This window comes from Paenibacillus sp. J22P169, assembly GCF_059691995.1.
Window position 1 is genome coordinate 203,917 of the sequence record NZ_JCAUAO010000002.1, and the last position, 18,398, is coordinate 222,314.

Here is an 18,398-nt window from a genome sequence, read left to right on the forward strand (position 1 = left end):
GTGCAATGAAGCTTAGCTTTGGAGAGAAAGTATTTAACGTATTCAATGTCATTTTTCTTGGCGTATTAGCTCTTATTACCCTGTTTCCGATCTATTGGGTTTACATCGTATCGTTCACAGATCCAGCTGAATTCGCGCGAAAAACGGTCGTGCTTTGGCCGGAAGAGTGGTCAATAACGGCTTATAAATATTTGTTATCTGCTCCAAGCTTTATAAAAGCGATCGGAGTCAGCACATATTTGGCTGTAGTTGGTACCTTCTTCAGCTTATTAGTAACCGCATCGTTTGCCTATGCATTGTCTCGAAAGAAGTTCAAAGGCAGGAAAATAGTTCTGATGTTTGTTGTATTTACGATTTTGTTTGGACCGGGAATCATCCCGAACTACTTGTTAGTGAAAGATTTAGGGTTGATTAATAGTCTGTGGGCCGTTATATTGGTATCGCTCACGAGTGGTTGGTCTGTCATTTTGATGAAAGGTTTTTATGACAGCATACCCGATGCTTTAGTTGAAGCTGCGGCGATTGACGGATGTACAGACATCACAGCTTGGTTTAAGATTATTTTACCCTTGTCCCTGCCATCCATTGCGGCATTCGGTTTATTTTTCGCCGTTGGGAATTGGAATCAATTTTTTAATGCCTTAATTTATTTGAATGATCATAATAAGTGGCCTATTCAAGTGCTGCTTCAGAATATGCTTATCGATTCGTCGGGCAGTAGTCTTGGAGAAGTCGATACTGCCATTACACCTCCAGCTAGTCAACAGTTAAAGATGGCTGCTGTCGTCATTGCCATTACGCCAATCATCTGTGTTTACCCCTTCCTACAAAAGCATTTCGCTAAGGGGGTGATGATCGGCTCCGTAAAAGGGTAAGGATTGGCAGCAAGGATTTCAATTTAATTCAAAGGGGAGGACTTACCAAAATGAAAAAAACGTTGATTACAACTATGTTAGGAATTTCAATGGTAGTGACCGCTTGTAGCAATAATGGTGGAAATGTAAGTTCAAGTGAGAGTCCAAAGAATACGGGAGCTGCTGAGAAGCCTACCGAAATAACCGTTATGTCTCATTTCTTTGGTGCAACGCCACCAAAGGAAGACGGTCCAGTCGAGCTAGAAATTGAAAAGGCAACCAACACAAAGTTAAGTTTCCAATGGAACGCTTCTACAAATTATCTGGATAAACTGAATGTTGCATTTGCATCCAATGACCTTACGGATCTAGTATTGATTCCGAATGGTGTTCCGCTAACGAATAATGTGTTTGTGCAGGCCGTGCAAAATGGGGCGTTTTGGGACTTGACTCCTTACCTTCAAAACTACCCGAATTTGAAAAAGAACGTTGCTCCAATTGCTTGGCAGTCAAACCTAATCGGTGGGAAGACTTATTTTATTCCACGACCACGAGCATCTGAAAGTGACTTTTTCTTCCTTTTCCGGAAGGACTGGTTGGATAACCTCGGTTTAAAGATGCCGACAACGGATCAGGAACTTTATGAAGTTATGAAAGCTTTTACATTTAATGATCCTGATAAAAACGGTAAAAATGATACGACTGGCTTTACGGGAGTTTTCTGGGGACCAACTGATTTCGGAGATTTCAAAAGATTTGAGAATATCTTTACTGGCGTTCATGGTGATTGGAAAGATGTAAACGGTCAATTGTCCTATTATGCTTTCGAGCCGGGCGAACGGAAGGCACTGGAGTTTTTGGCGAAGGCATATAAGGAAGGTTTGATCGAGAAAGACTTCCCATCCATGACGACAAAGCAAAGCGGAGATTCATTCGCTGCCGGCAAAGCTGGGGTGAAAATCGATGCTTCGGGAGCTCTTCAGTCCTACTATGATGTCCTTGTGAAAAATAAGCCAGGTTTAAAGTTAACTGACCTTATGCCAGCTACGAGTATTAATGGTTTCAATCCAAAAGGTGTGGGCTTCAACGGAGGCCTTGCGATTCCGAAAAAGGTATCGGAAGAAAAAATGAAAAAGATACTTGCTATGCTGGATCGTTGGAATGATGATGCTATGTTTAAACTCCATTCACAAGGGGTCAAAGATGTACATCATACCGTTGATGCGAGTGGCAAAGTTGTAATTAATACAGAGAAGGTTACTCAGGACGCGCTTATTGAATATAATCAAATCGTGTTTGTCGCTGATCCATATGCAAATGCTTATAAGGCTAACTATCCGGAAGAAACCAAGAAAGTTTTTAAAGACATCCAGGATGAGCGTGCGAAAACAAGTGTTGCACCGATTGTGGGTCTGACCTCCGAAATAGGAAAAACTTATGCACCAGAGCTAGCTAAGGATTTGAGTGATATGAAAATGAAGATTATCCTAGGGCATGAACCGATTACGGCATGGGATACATTAATTGAAAAGATTAAAAAGGAACCGAAGATGCAGCAGTACATCAAAGAAATAAACGATTCCTATAAATCTAGAAAGTAGTAAATGACGACACACTCTCAAGACAATTGAATTGTTCTTGAGGGTGTTTGGTATTTTAGGAATTTGACAGTTGTTATTCGTATAGTAAACTGAATGTATTCATTTATTTGCATCAGGGGTGGTTTGGTTGCTACGTATTAATGGAAAATATAGAAAATCATTGGTTATATTTCTTCTTTTATCCAGCTTCCCCGGTATTATATTTAGTTTTTTGTTATTTTTTGTGAGTAAAGTTCAAATGGAGAAAGAGCTGCAAACGATACATCAAAACCATTTATCCAATACAATTGAATCTATTCAAAAACAGTTTTCGAATCTAGAGTTATTAACTGCTAACATGGCTTTTAATGCTAATAAACAAGACTACAGCAATTTAGATCGAGTCAATGACCATCTGAAGATTAAAGATATTTATAATCAGTTAAGTATGATGAGAGGCTATAATCCTTTTATCGGGCGAGTGGAGTTATTCTTAAATCGACCTGAACCAATGGTCTACACTGAAACGGGTTATATCATGTTAAAAGATGAAAAACAAATAGATCGCTATAAAAGGCTTTTGACAAACAACCCGAAGTTATTTTGGGATCATTCAATCACGAGTATTGAAGATGGGAATAAGGATCGGTATGCACCACTGGTCATGATTCATAATTTGGATAACAATACGCTTTCCCCATTCGGTTCTTTGATTATTTTTCTGGATAAGGAGAATCTACAGCAGATTTTGAAATCCCCTTATGAAGACGGATCTGTCTTTATATTGCGAAATGATAAACAGTGGCTATTCGGCGAGAATAATCAAGTTGGACCGGAACCGATTCAGACGGCAGCTATGAATGAGATCCAGAATCGTCAGTTTGCGGAGCCGTTTGTGTTCCATTATGACAAGATTAAATATACAGTTAGTTATGATTTATTTTCTAGATTAGGAGAAAAATGGTATTACGTTTCAATTGCCCCGATGACCAATATTACGGCTCCAGTTGTTTTTATTTCAAAAGTGTTTATTTACTTAAATTTGCTAGTCTTTTTTATCGCGATTTTCTTATCCTTGTTCGCATCAAAGAAGTTGTATGCGCCCATTGAAAAGCTTACTCACAGGATAAGCGGGAATAACCGCGCATTATCGAACGAATTTACGATGATCGAAACGCATCTGAATCACTTATCATCTGAAAGCGAGGATCTACAAAAGCGCTTGAAGGATGAAATGCCGCATCTGCGCGAAGGGTTTATTCTCCAGTTGGTGCAAGGGTATTTATATGCATATCGAGATGAAGATCTGAAGGATCGCATGCTACAATTCGGTTCGGACCCTACGGATAAGAAGTATGTGATTGCGTTTGTACGGATGTCAGGTTTCAGGAAACTAATGGATAGATTTCTCGAAGGCGATGAAGGCTTAGTTACATTCTTGGCGGTCAATATCGCAGAAGAATTGCTCCAAACGTCCGATTTGGAGGCCGACATCATTAACTTTCATGACCTATCGTTAGGGATTTTGATTTCTTTCCCTGGGGATGTGCAGGTGCCATTGATGGATTCGAAAGTGCGGGGATTTTGCGAGCATTTAATCGAAACCATTAATAACATTTGTAAGTTAAACGCTTCGGTTGGTGTAAGCAGAATTGCAGATACGTTAAAAGCCATTCATAGCAATTACGAGGAAACAAAAATCGCTTTGAGCTACCGGAACCTGCAAGAAGACAATCAAATTATTGAAATCAAAAAGATAGATGCCCTTCTAAATAACCAGGACCATTTCGAATATCCGTTCGACCTTGAAAAAGAAATGATCCAAGCGATCCGACAAAGGGATCAAGAAGAAGCCATACGACTTGTTCACCAATTTTTCAAGACGCCTGCAGACCAAAATGTCAACGAAGTCATGATAAGGCAGAGGGCCTTCAAGCTATTAGGCGCGATCTTGCATATTGTACTTCAATCCGGTCTGATCGAGAATGTTGTAAACGGCAGCGCAAACCTCTATGAAAAACTGTATAAATTAAAGGATCCCGCTGAGATCAGCGACTGGTTTGAGAAACATGTCATTCTACAGATGATCGAGGAATTATCTCAAAAGCAGGACCAGCGTCTTCATTTGATCGTTCAAAAGGTTATGCAGATGTTAGAAACGAATTATATGTATGATATTTCGTTGGAAGCTTGCGCCAATGAAGTGAACTTAAATTCATCGTTCTTGAGTAAAATATTTAAGGATTTATCAGGTTGGAATTTTATTGATTACTTGACGAACATACGTTTAACGAAAGCGAAAGAATTACTAATCGAGACCGATACACTTATAAAGGATGTTGCTGAAAACGTTGGTTATAATCAACATAGCTATTTCAATCGAATTTTTAAGAAAGAAGTCGGAATTACTCCTAGGGAGTTTAGAGATATGAATAGAAAATAAAATATGTAGTTTGGGACAAGGAGAAGCCTTGTCTCTTTTTTTTGTCAATTAGGAACTAATAATAAAGTGCTACTCTAATAAATTAATACTATCTCCTTCCTGTTCTAGATAAAAAAGTACTATTGTGGCTAACTCCTCGAGCTATTAGTTTATAAGGAAGAACTTCTGAAGGAGTGTTGAGATTTATGATTAGAGAAAATATGGATAGAGCATGGGAGTTTTCACTGGGGCAAGCTGCAGGTGGAAGCATATATGCGGCATTGCAGGAAGAAAAGCCGGGAAAGACGGTACATTTGCCCCACGACTTTACCATAGAAACAGATCCTTTTCCAGAAGCTCCAAGCGGAACTAGATCCGGGTATTACGGCGGAGGGATTGGCACCTATACAAAGATACTGAACATCCCTGAATCATATATAGGAAAACGTGTCTTATTTGAGTTTGATGGGGCATATATGAACACGATTGTTGCTTTAAATGGACATCAAGTGAAGAAACATCATTACGGATACACGCCGTTTCATGCCGATCTTACTCCTTACTTAAAACCTGATAAACCTAACCGGCTTACCGTCACCGTCAACAACTCAGCTGAACCGAATGAACGATGGTATACCGGATCAGGTTTATACCGGCATGTGGACATGCTCACCGCACCGCGGCTCCATATCGCCCCATGGGGAATTTATGCTCGAACTTCCCATATTGTAAACGGAACTGCGTTTATTATTGTAGAAACCACAGTAGAAAATCATACGGCAGAACTCGAAAATCTTTGGGTAGAGGTCATCCTTGAGAAGGAGTACAGCGGCGCTCTATATGCTACAGGAAGAGTCAAGGTCCATGCACACCCAGGGAAGAAATCCGTTGGCCGAGTTATGATTGCGGTTGAGCATGCTGAACTTTGGGATATTGATTCTCCCCATCTTTATAAAATCACGGCTCAACTGTCTGGTACGGAGGCTATTCTTGACAGTGACAGTACCCTGTTCGGAATCAGGACGATTTCTGTAGATACGAAAAATGGCTTTATGTTAAACGGACGTACGATTAAGATGAAAGGCGGCTGTGTTCATCACGATAATGGAATCCTTGGTGCGGCATCTTTTATGGATAGTGAGTACCGGAAGATGAAGATCCATAAGGACAACGGATATAATGCTATTCGTTCCTCCCATTACCCGCCTTCAAGGGATATGTTAGAAGCATGCGACCGTCTAGGACTGCTTGTCATTAATGAAGCATTCGATGTTTGGACGATGGGAAAAAGCCCTCACGATTATAGCCAGTATTTTGAGGTACATTGGAAAGATGATATGGAAGCCTTTATTCTTCGGGATCGCAATCACCCGTGCGTAATCATGTGGTCAACGGGCAATGAGATTACAGAACGGGGTGGTCTGTCTGATGGAAATACGTGGGCTGCCAAGTTAGCTGATTGGGTACGGCAACTTGATCCTACACGCCCAATAATGAATGCCGTTTGTGGTTTTTTTAATGGGCTCGATGACGAGGATCTGGCGGCTTGTCAGGAAGAGATGCTGCAGGAATATCAAAGAAGCGGAAGCATACAAAATTTCGAATCGAAACATGCTAAGGCAATTTGGGGAAATCTTACCGAAGCGTATTGTGCACCGTTAGACGTTGTGGGCTATAACTATTTAGCTCACCGTTATGAAGAAGATGGGGAGAATTTTCCGAATAGGGTCATCTGCGGTACAGAAAGTAAAGCTATGGAAATGGCCGAATACTGGGATGCCGTAGAGCGACATGCGCATGTGATCGGTGATTTCAATTGGACGAGTCACGATTATATCGGTGAAGCCGGGATCGGCAGAGCGGAATATTTAGATCCTGATGACACAATCGATATGATGAATTTAAAAAAAGTCAAATTTCCATGGCGTCTTTCCAATGATGCAGATTTTGATCTTTGTGGCTTCCAACGGCCTCAACATGCTTACCGAAGAATCGTGTGGGGGTCTAGCCAAACCTTCATCGCCTCTCGTAATCCTAATCATTATGCTAAGAAAGAGATCTTGGGAAAATGGGGTTGGCCGGAATGCGATAACGCTTGGAGTTGGACCGGGTCTGAAGGAAAGCCTGTACAGGTTGATGTCTACTCAGCTGCAGAGGAAGTTGAATTGATTCTAAATGGCAAGAGACTGGGAAGAAAACCGGCTGGTAAGGAGAACCGATACACGGCGACGTTTGATATTACGTATGAACAAGGTACGTTGGAAGCAGTAAGCTATACAGAAGGTAAAAGAGTATCGTCCGACCTGCTTATTTCTGCAGGAACTCCTGCTGAGATTCGTATTCACCTAGAGAGAAGTGAGCTTGCGGCGGACGGACAATCCTTATGCTTCGCGGTTGTCGAAATCATTGATAAAGACGGGAATATTGTTCCCAATGCCGAAATGAAGGCAACAGCGAAGGTGGAAGGAGCGGCAACGTTAGCGGCTTTCGGTACGGGTAAGCCACAGACTGTCGAAAACTATACCAAAGGGGAGTTTACATCGTATAAAGGGAGGTTGCTTGCCGTCGTCCGTGCAGGCTATGAGCCGGGTCTCTCGATTTTAACCGTTGGTATAGAAGGCATTGCTACTGCGACAGCCCAAATTCCAGTAAGGTAGTTAGGCATTATTTATGTTGAAGAGACAAGGAGAAGCCTTGTCTCTTTTTTCAATCAAGAACTGCTAATAAAGTGCTAGTAAAATAAATAATTACTATCTTCTTCGTGTTCAAAATAAAAAATGTACTATTGTCGCTAACTTCCCAAGCTATTAGCCTTTAAGTAAGAACTTCTGAAGGAGTGATGGAAATGAATGCTTAGAGAAATGCATGGTGAAATGTAAGCGGTTAAATTGCCGAGAGGCTTCATTGTAAGAATGGAGGGAAAAATAATAATGGCATACAATAGAAAAGTTTTTGCAGCACTGCTATCGGTATTGAATTTTGTAAGCAGTTTCAATCTTGGGCAAGCAGGAACAGTTGCAGCAGCAGTCGCAGAGCCATCAAACTATTATGACGTATGGTGGGATTTTGAACAGGGTAATACTTGGCCTCAAGCAGCGGCGGGTGCGCAAATTTCTGGCGGCGCCAATGCATCGATGACGCTTACCAATGAAACCGAGACAAACGGCAATAAATTTATGAAAGCGGCAGGAAACAATGCCTCCGCTTGGCGCGCTACCTATTTGCCACTATCCAGCGAAAGGACAAGCGGCGCTGAGGTTGTCTTTGACTTGAAGCCGATCACCACGAACGGAGAAACTCGTTATGGTGACATCATGTTCTTAAGCTCGGCGGACAATTATTCATATTTTAATATCACCTTTAATCAAAATTTACAGCTCTTCTATTACAATACACCGGGTGTGAATTACACGGCAGACCTGTATAAGGGTGTTGATCTCAATGGGAATGTGCTGCCAACCGGCACCAATGATACTAGGGTCGCTGCTCTACAAAGCACCGGTTTACAAGGAAACGGTTTGAACTGGTATTCAGTTAGCATCTTGTTTGACTATGTCAATCACTTAGCAGACTTAACGATTACCGATAAGAGCGATCCGACGAAAACATTTACGCAAAACGGAATATCGATTCGCGCAGCGGCGGGTAATTTAAACAAAGTTTTATTAACTGCGTTCAAAGGAATACCTCAATACGGGATCGACAACTTTGGCGTCAAGTATTTGAGTGAGATATCCCCTTCAAGATACTATACGTCCTACTGGAATGACTTTGAAGCTGGCATTTGGGAAAATAAACCGATCGGAACTGGTATCATTGCCGAGGGCGGATCAAGCGGTGCTACGCTGTCACAGGTGCAAGAGAGTAGTTCTGCAAACAAATACATGCAAGTGAGCGCTGGCAGCAGTGGGGCATACCGTGTTTCAAAGCTGAATCTGCCTAATCAAGCGTTTGCAAGCTCCGATGTGACGTTTGATTGGTTGCCGATTAGTGCTCAAGCAAGTGATAGCCGATTCGGTGACGTAGCCTTCATAGCTTCAGGCAGCACCTATCCCTATTTTGGTCTGCAATTTAATAAAAACAGGGAAATACTCTATTATACAAAAGGTGAAAATGTCGCTGCCGGTTACGGTTTAACCTACTCGACGGAAGACCTTCAAGGCGCATCCGTGCGAAATTCCGTTTACACATCATCCACGGCAGTACCAACGGGCATAACAGCCAACGGTACGACTTGGTACAATGTAAAGCTTTCTTTTGACTATGACCATCATCATGCTGATTTGAAAATCGTCGAAAAAAATAATCCGACAACTGTACTTTATGAAAGAGCTGACATCCCGATTTATGCCTCAGCGACCAATACAGGCATTATAGCTGTAGGTGGTTGGAAGGGTACGATGTCAATGGGTCTGGATAACTTCGGTATTAGGAATAAACTTTCCACATCCAACAGCATAGCATCCATTGCACAACCGGCGGATGTCATGGTTACAGCGCCTGATTGGCAACAGCATGTGAATGCCCGTCCAACTATTGCCGTAGCAACGATGGGTGACGGTACAAAACGGGAATTAGCGATTGGAGCATGGACCAGCAGTCCGGTTTTCGATGCGGGCGTGTATACGAATTATACATGGACAGCTCCTTTAATAATCCCTGCTGGTATTCAAAACCCTAAAAACCTGGCTCTAACCTATAAAGTGAATTATATAAGCAACTATAATGCTACGGGAGCTTACGATCCCACAACGCTGGAGCTCAGCTATGGCTCTGTATCAAGCGTTGACGAGTTAAAAAGCCTCCTCCCGACACAGACATATGGAGTACTCAGCAACGGGAAAATCGTTAAGCTGGACATCGATTCTGCAACATGGACAGCAACATATACCACTGTTCAAGATTTAGGGACCAGCATTCCGCCACGGGCGAAATTCGCCTCGCCTGAATTCAACCCGAATCAAGAAGGTATCTATGTTTACAAGGCAAAGATAAAGCCAACTGATAATTATACAGTGAATAGTGACATCTGGGTGGAGTGCCGTATTAACTATTACTCATCCAACAATAATTTGAATGGATTTGAACGTTCTATCGAATTTTTAGACAGAGGTCTATACGCAATCAAAAATAAGGTGTACGACACAGTGTCAAAAACTTACATCGACAGCGCGCAAGGCGGTATTTTCCTTTCATGGAGAACATTAGTGGATGAATATGCCAAGGTGAACAATGGCAAAGACATTACGTTTGATATTTACCGCAACGGCTTTAAGATTACCACTGTGGAAAATATAACGAACTATCTTGATGTAGCCGGTAATGTTGGAGATAAATATTTAATTAAAACCACTCAGGATGGTGTTGTTTCATTAAGTAAAGAGGTAGAAGTGCTCGCAGACAACTACATCTCGATTAAATTGCAGCGGCCACTTCCTTCATACAGCCAAACCGGCAATTTCGGTATGTACAGGCTAAATGACACAGAGGTAGCGGATGTTGACGGCGACGGCGAGTATGAGATTGCAGTAAAATGGTATCCGAGTAACGGTTTTGACCCTGGTACAACTACGGCTAACCGAATGTCGTCACCGCACATTATCGACATCTACAAATTAGACGGAACCGCATTGTGGCGCTTATTCATGGGGTACTCTTCACCTTCCGGTCAGCACTTCGATAACTTCATGTTCTATGACTTGGATCAAGACGGTAAAGCGGAGTTCTCTATCTTGACCCAGGACGGAACCAGAACCTACAAGCCAGACGAGAACGGACAGTTTAGGTATATAACAACTGAGAGTAACGGATATGTTTTCCAGCCGACTGATCCTAGTAATTCCGAAAGCGCAGGTCAGTATGTATTGAGTGCAGATGGAAAAGGATATGTGCTGAGCAATGCGCCAGGCTATGACTTTGCGTATGTTGGCGACTATGGCAGCCCAATGCTGGATGACAACTATTTGGTTGACACCGTAGGCGACATCGCTCTTGAAGGCGTAAATATGCAAACTGACGGTTTCAAGAGTACAGATGTTCATGAATATTTTACAGTTTTCAAAGGTAAGACCGGCGAAATCATTGATACAGTTAACTATAAATACACAACTGCTGAAATGTTAAGAACGGATGGTCCACACACTGCACACCGGTTTAACATTGCTATCGCTTATATCCCAACTGATCTGGAAGATCCAAATTGCACTGACACAATCCCAGCTGTATTAGCCAACAGGGGATATTATGCAAGGGCTACGGTAGCAGCATATACACTCGTTAACGGTAAGATAAAGCTTGCCTGGGATATAGATACAGTCAATGAGATTAATGGCGGCGGCAATCACAACATGGTTACCGGTGACATAGACAATGACGGATTTGATGAGTTATATCTTGGCGGTACGGCCATTGACCATGATGGTACCATTTTATGGGCGAAGGATGGCGAATATAATAGAGACTTCATGAAGCATGGAGACATGATTCATATGACTGCTGTATTCCCCGACAGCGATCAGCTGTATGTTTTAACGCCTGTAGAAGACGGATCGGTATCAACAATGCTAAATTTTGCGCTTACGAACGGCGCAAATGGCGGGCGTGTAGTAGGAACCACCTTCGGCAGAGCGGACACAGGAAGAGCTATGCTGGCTAACGTCACCCCTAATGCAGGGTATGATATTTGGGCTAGCACCCCGTCCGGAATCGTGAACGGCAGAAAGGCTGATGTGCTTTTCAATGCTTATGGAGAAATTGAGACCAATAATGGAAATCCGCTCAAAAGGCCTGCGGTTCAGACCTGGAGTGGGCTCTGGGACGGCGATTTGCTGTCAGAGTTGCCTGACTCCAACCCTGCCGGCGGCGCCGACAAGAGCGGGCTCCCGCAGGGCGTGCACAAGTATAACTGGGTAACTGGAGAAACAGAAGCAATCGCTTCTTTTAGCGGCACGCTCACAAACAATAGCACGAAGAACAACCCTAACCTCATGGCGGACGTTCTGGGCGATTGGAGAGAAGAAATTTTTGCGCGTTCTACCAACAATGAAGAGCTACGTATTTACATGACAGGCATACCTACAGAATACATGATTTACACGCTGATGCACGATTCTGTCTACCGCAATTCGGTGGCAAACCAGAATACCTCCTACAATCAGCCTAATCACACCAGCTTTTATCTAGGTGAGGACGAGATTGGCAGAAATAGAGTTTTGAATTATGATCTGCCTACTTACAATTACAGATACACAACTCAAGGTCCGGTAGAGCCAAATGAACCGCCGACAGCACCTGGTCAAGTAAGTGAAGTGCAAGTCGTGGAAGGCGACGGCCAACTCGTCCTTCGTTGGCAAGACCCAACAGAAGTAGGAAGTGGATTGCAGCATATTTATGTAGCAGCCAAAAAGGGTGATACGGTAACGGCGAGCGTATATGCTGAACCGGGCGCGAAGCAAGCGACACTTACCGGCTTGACGAATGGCGTTACCTATGAGGTGAAGCTCATTGTCGTCGATACCTATGGTATGGAATCGGAGGCTGTCGTCGTGAATGGTACGCCGTACAGTCCAGACAGCACTCCGCCTACTACGACAGATAACGCTCCAGCAGGCTGGATGAATAAAGATGTTACCGTAACATTAATGGCCATTGATAACGGATCCGGTGTGAGTGGTACCTATTACAAAGTAGACGGAGGTCTAGAACGGCAAGGGACTTCAGTTGCTTTTGCAGAAGAAGGGATCCACACGCTAACTTACTGGAGCATTGATCAAAATGGCAACACAGAACTTCCACATACCATACTCGTAAAAATTGACAAGACCGCACCTACTTTAAATCTGGTTCTGGATAAAACGCAATTGTGGCCAGCCAATCACAAAATGATCACGATAAAAGCAACTGTTAGTGCAAATGATAGTCTTTCTGGCAACTCAACGATCATTCTAACATCCGTCACAAGTAATGAAGCAGATAATGGATCAGGAGATGGAAATACATCAGATGACATCCAAGCTTCGCAGATCGGCACCTTAGACACGGAATTTATGCTTCGTGCTGAACGATCTGGCAATGGACCTGGGCGCACATATACCATTACTTATTTCGCTACAGATTTAGCTGGCAACAAAACTGTGCAATCTGCTATGGTTTCGGTCAATAAATAATTAAGTTAAAAAGAGACACTGAAGCTCTATTCAGTATCTCTTTTTTTAATTTCCATCATTTAGAAAAAAATCATCAGACTAGGCTGATTACCCCAATTTATAAGAAAAGTACTATATCTATAAGAAAGTGTTATTTCGCAATATCCTTCATCAAAAATGTACTATTGTCGTAAAGAAATTTAGAAACTACGATATCGTTGTAAACACTTATCAGCAGTATAGGAAGATGGAGTTGCAATTCTACTTCAAAAATATTTTTGTGCCGTAAGAACAGCATGAACTGGGCACTCGTTCACCTTATGAAAGTATAGGACAAATAAATGATCGATCTGCAACATTTTACTATTGCGATTAGAGGAAGAGGTGGGAAGCTTGAGCAATTTTGAAAGTTTAAAACAACAATTCATTGAACCGTCGGCGGAATTCACACCGATTCCTTTTTGGTTTTGGAATGATGAGTTATCCAAAGAAGAAATTATCCGGCAAATTCATGACTTTCACTCGAAGGAAGTAGACGGTTTTGTGCTTCATCCCCGAATGGGACTGCCCCAAGAGATGCCATATTTATCAGATTCTTTTATGGAAATGGTTGAAGTAGCTGTATCTGAAGCCGAGAAACTGGGCATGAAAGTTATTCTTTATGATGAAGGGATGTATCCTTCTGGCTCTGCTTGCGGAATGGTTGTCAAGCAGAATCCGAATTATGCCAGCAGAGGACTTCAGTTAAGGGAGTATCCTTGTGAGGTGGGGCCAGTTCGCATTTCGATTTCAATGCTTCCTGGAGAATCGCTTGTATCGGTACAAGCGGTACGCAAGCTATCGTCTAGCGAAATGGAACCAGATAGTAGCATCGTTCTGACTTGCACGGAAGGGTTTGTGGATTTTTCCCCTAAGGAAGGGCGATGGTCTGTGCTTGTATTCGTGGATGTGCCATCGCACGGAACTATTCGAGGCGTTCATCTAGGGCAAGACGACGGAGAACCCGACGCTCCGCTAGCTGCGGATTTGCTAAATCCAGATGCCGTGCAGGCTTTTATAACTATTACGCATGAAAGGTATTATCAGAAGCTAGAGCGCTTTTTCGGCGGAACGGTGCTTGCGATGTTCACTGACGAACCTGATTTGCTTGGTCGAGGACATGTGAAGGGCTTAAAGCCATGGACGCGAGCGTTCTTAACAGAATACGTCGCAGGCGGGGGCCACGAGCGGGATTTACCGGCGCTATGGCTGGAATCTGGTGCGAAGAGAAGCGAAACCATAAGGTCGCGTTTTGATTCGGCTATTCGAAGCCGGTTAAATGAAACATATTACAAACCATTGTCCGTGTGGTGTGAAGACCATGGCATTGCTCTGACTGGTCATCCGGGGGGCAGTGACGATATTGGGCTGTTGGAACATTTTCATATTCCTGGACAGGATGTCGTATGGCGATATATTTCTCCTGAGGGAGAGAAGGGATTGACAGGTGTTCACAGCACGATGGGGAAATGCTCATCCGATTCCGCAAGACATCGAGGCAAACGAAGGAACTTAAACGAATGTTTCGGCGTATGCGGCATTGAAGGCGGTTGGTCACTAAGCGCCGACAATGTCAAATGGTATCTGGACTGGCTGTTTATCAGAGGTGTCAATCTCATTAGCCCGCATGCTTTTTATTATTCCATCCGAGGAGAACGAAGAGACGAGCGGCCTCCCGATGTCGGGCCGAATAATATTTGGTGGCCGGAGTTCAATCAGTTTTCTCGGTACATTAAACGTATGTCATGGCTAATGACCGACTCTTTGAATAGCGCACAGGTTGCTGTATTAGCTGGGGAGTCCTTTTTACCATGGAGAATTGTAAAGCCATTATATGAGTCTCAATTTGAATTTAATTATTTGGAAGAAAAGCTGCTATCCAATTCCTGCGAAATCACAAACGGTACCATTCAAATAGCGGGCTATCGCTATCAAGCGGTTTTGCTTGAGAATAGTCACCTTCTGTCGCAAAGCAGTTGGTATTACCTCGAAAAGTTTGCAGAGCAAGGTGGTTTGATCATCGAACTAGTTGAAGAAGGCACGAGCTTGAATGATATTGGGCAACTGTTGGTAAATTCGGAATTACAAATTCCTGAGCTTCTGTCCAAGAGGCTTGGCAGAGACTTTACACTCGAACCTGCGGAGGCATCCATACGAATCAGCCGAATCGAAAAGGATGGCAAGTTGTTTTTCGTCATTGTGAATGAGGGGGAAACCCGATTCGAAGGTAAGATGCGGATGAATCTTACGGGACTAACGGAATATTGGTATCCTTGGACAGGCGTGTGCTCTTCGGCAAAAATCGAAGGATCAACAGGTGGACAGAGCATATCAATAAGCATAGAGCGTAGAGAAAGCTTAATTGTTGCCGTCGATCCTAACAGCCGTCACGAACAATCAGATGAAGCTGGTGAGATTGCTGAGGCACAGACAGATGTATCGCTAGGCTGGCGCTTGGTCGAGGGACCATGGAATGGAGAACTTGTGGAGTTATCTTCATGGACGGAATGGGACGGTTTGCATCATTACTCTGGCACGTTTATTTACGAGAAAACGTTCGAGTTGGGAGATAATCTCGATGTTACAGAATGGAAGCTTGATCTAGGTGATGTTCACGAAGTTGCACATGTGATGCTAAATGGTATGGAAGTTGGCACTCAATTTTGGAAGCCGTATTTATTCGACATAGGAAAGCATCTACAACCTGGTACAAACGTCTTGCGAGTATCTGTAACGAATAGCTTGGCTAACCAGTATGATGGCAAATCGTTTCAGTCAGGGCTCATCGGTCCTGTACGACTTCTTAGAAGGAAGATAATGTCGAAGGGCTAACTCGCGCAGCAACATTATCGGGATTCATTAAACGAACTATGTAGTCAATGAGAGGATGTAAAGAACATGACCCGAGTGGAAACAAACCTGATGACTGGTTGGGAATTTACTTTAAAAGATCCCGAAGATCAAAACTTCAAGCCGATTAATTTGCCTCATGACTGGGCCATTAATGCCCCTATAAATCGAACAATGAAACAGGCTGAAGCTCAAGGATTTAGAGACCGATGGGGGATTGGTTGGTATAGAAGAAATATTGCTATAAAAGAGATCAAAGTTGGATATGTATACCAGCTACAGTTTGACGGCGTTTATGAAAATAGTACGGTATGGGTCAACGGTAAAGAAGTCGGCGGGCAAAAGTATGGATATTCCAGGTTTACTCTGGATATAACGGACTACATTCATGAAGGGAGTAATCTGATCCAGGTTAAGGTGGATAACACTTCCTTTCCGGCCGACAGATGGTATTCAGGGGCAGGTATTTACAGAACCGTTAAGTTGCTTGAATTAAATGAGAATTATTTTAAACCGGAAGAAATTCAGGTGAAAACAGCCATTCATGGGGATGCGGGCATCGTTACCATTGCAACAGGAGTTTCTTCCTTAGTAAAAGCATGTATTTCTGATGAAAATATGCTCATCGCTGCCGAATCAGACAACGGAATAATCCGTATTGAGATACCAAATGTAAAGCTGTGGAGCCCTGAGCAGCCGCATTTGTACCATTTGGAGTTATCTCTTTTTGATGATGAGCAACTCGTTGATACATATGGATTGCGAATTGGCGTTCGAGAAATCGAGATGATTGCCGGTAAAGGGATGTTTATCAACGGTGAATTGACGAAGATCAAGGGATTATGTATTCACCAAGATGCAAGCTGTCTAGGAATTGCTGCACCTCCGGAAATTTGGAGAGAGAGGTTTGTCAAATTCAAAGCGATGGGATGCAATGCCATTCGTACGGCTCACCACATGCCTGCATCTGAAATTCTGGATCTATGTGATGAACTGGGACTGCTCGTTTATGAAGAGCCATTCGACAAGTGGACCGGAGGTTCATATAGAAGATATTTTGAGACGGAATGGCAGAATGACCTAGCATGTATGGTGAAAAGAGATCGAAACCATCCGTGCATTTTTATATGGGGTGTTGGGAACGAAGTTGAAAATCAAGGGCAGGCATCCATGATTAAGATTTTAAAAATGTTGAAAGATCATCTGCTAACCCTCGACGATACCAGACCGATTTCTTATGCCATGAACCCGCATTTTAAATATGATAGCAATGTCGATCTATCTCAAGTGAAGGATATTCAACAATTTGTAGATGAAGTAAGTGATACGGAAATCTATAATTTAGAAGATCGAATCGAGCGTATCGGAAGGATTGCCGAGCATGTAGATGTGCTTAGCTGCAATTATCAGGAGCAATGGTACCCTGCAATTCATGAGGCCATGCCCGATAAATTAATTTTGGGATCGGAGACATACCAGTTTTTTAGAGGCCATTCTGATCAAATGCAAAACTTTAGTGATGAAGTCCCTTGGATGGATGTGGAAAAGCACGATTATGTCATAGGCGGTATGCTATGGACAGGCATTGATTATCTTGGCGAATCGATGGGGTATCCTGCCAAAGGGTGGGCGGGCTCTCTATTCTCAACGAACAATGAGCGTAAGCCGCTTTCTTATCTTTACGAAAGCTACTGGTCAGAGAAACCGATGGTATATTTGGCCGTCTTGGATTATTCGTTGCAGGATGAAGGGGTTAAAGAACATTGGGATACGCCACGATATGCAAGCCATTGGAATTTCCCTCAGTTTAACAAAACCGTCATTCCTTATATGATTGCATCGAATTGTGATGAAGTGACCTTAGAATTGAACGGCAAACAGTTTTATGTACAAAAACCAGCTGCTTATCCAAACAGAATGATCACAGGCTATCTGCCTTATTTACCTGGGACAATTACTGTGAGGGGATTTAGTAATGGGGAAGAAACGTGTCAATATACATTAACAACAGCTGGCCCAGCTGTGAGACTTTCATTTGAAACGGATAATTTCTGCTTGGAAGCAAAGGAAGGTTATCAGAAGCTATTCACGGTTCGAGCAAAAGATAAGGAAGGAATCCCTGTCTTTCGTGAAAGTTCAAAAGTCACTTTCAAGGTAACCGGACCGGCCGAAATTGTTGGTGTAGACAATGGTGATCTATGCTCAAGTGAGAGTTATGACAATCATCGGATGCATATGTATCGAGGCTGTGTCAGCACAGTTATCAGGTTAACTGGAGATAAGGGACGTGTCGTATTATCAGCGTACTCTGAAGGAATGTATGCTGCTGATCTTGTTATCAATGTTGTTTAATAGTTTATATGTAAAAAGAGGCCGGATCACGCGGCCTCTATTCTTTTGAGGTTGCTGTACCATGGATCGTTGAATGAATGGAATCATAACATGAAAATAGCTTACTATTGTGCAAATACTTCATATTTTTATACATTCATATTCCAGTTCCCGCATC

At 42.9% G+C, this 18,398-nt stretch carries 7 protein-coding genes; all 7 read left to right on the forward strand.

All coding sequences use genetic code 11. The annotated features are described in order from the left end of the window. The first annotated feature begins 5 nt into the window (after positions 1 to 5). Positions 6 to 875 (forward strand): carbohydrate ABC transporter permease, encoded by an 870-nt coding sequence (locus AC58QG_RS15390; RefSeq protein ID WP_497362999.1) that lies wholly within the window; start codon positions 6 to 8, stop codon positions 873 to 875. Positions 876 to 925: 50 nt separating this feature from the next. Beyond that, on the forward strand, positions 926 to 2,455 hold the full coding sequence (locus AC58QG_RS15395; RefSeq protein ID WP_497363000.1) for a type 2 periplasmic-binding domain-containing protein: 1,530 nt from the start codon (positions 926 to 928) through the stop codon (positions 2,453 to 2,455). A 223-nt stretch (positions 2,456 to 2,678) separates the two neighbouring features. Then, positions 2,679 to 4,877, forward strand: a complete 2,199-nt coding sequence (locus AC58QG_RS15400; RefSeq protein ID WP_497363001.1) for a helix-turn-helix domain-containing protein — start codon at positions 2,679 to 2,681, stop codon at positions 4,875 to 4,877. A gap of 185 nt (positions 4,878 to 5,062) precedes the next feature. Next, a complete protein-coding gene (locus AC58QG_RS15405) occupies positions 5,063 to 7,513 on the forward strand; it encodes a glycoside hydrolase family 2 TIM barrel-domain containing protein (RefSeq protein WP_497363002.1) in 2,451 nt (816 codons plus the stop codon). A 273-nt stretch (positions 7,514 to 7,786) separates the two neighbouring features. Beyond that, positions 7,787 to 13,021 carry a rhamnogalacturonan lyase family protein gene (locus AC58QG_RS15410; RefSeq protein WP_497363003.1) on the forward strand — a complete coding sequence of 1,745 codons (5,235 nt, stop codon included), beginning with the start codon at positions 7,787 to 7,789 and terminating at the stop codon, positions 13,019 to 13,021. Positions 13,022 to 13,384: 363 nt separating this feature from the next. Continuing rightward, positions 13,385 to 15,871: a glycosylhydrolase-like jelly roll fold domain-containing protein gene (locus AC58QG_RS15415; protein ID WP_497363004.1), complete on the forward strand. Its 2,487-nt coding sequence runs from the start codon at positions 13,385 to 13,387 to the stop codon at positions 15,869 to 15,871. A gap of 66 nt (positions 15,872 to 15,937) precedes the next feature. Then, positions 15,938 to 18,241: a glycoside hydrolase family 2 TIM barrel-domain containing protein gene (locus AC58QG_RS15420; protein ID WP_497363005.1), complete on the forward strand. Its 2,304-nt coding sequence runs from the start codon at positions 15,938 to 15,940 to the stop codon at positions 18,239 to 18,241. Positions 18,242 to 18,398: the final 157 nt, after the last annotated feature.

Coding starts and splice junctions, on each gene's coding strand:
- AC58QG_RS15390 (WP_497362999.1), top strand. CDS start 6: ATGAAGCTTAGCTTTGGAGAGAAAGTATTTAACGTATTCAATGTCATT.
- AC58QG_RS15420 (WP_497363005.1), top strand. CDS start 15,938: ATGACCCGAGTGGAAACAAACCTGATGACTGGTTGGGAATTTACTTTA.
- AC58QG_RS15395 (WP_497363000.1), top strand. CDS start 926: ATGAAAAAAACGTTGATTACAACTATGTTAGGAATTTCAATGGTAGTG.
- AC58QG_RS15410 (WP_497363003.1), top strand. CDS start 7,787: ATGGCATACAATAGAAAAGTTTTTGCAGCACTGCTATCGGTATTGAAT.
- AC58QG_RS15405 (WP_497363002.1), top strand. CDS start 5,063: ATGATTAGAGAAAATATGGATAGAGCATGGGAGTTTTCACTGGGGCAA.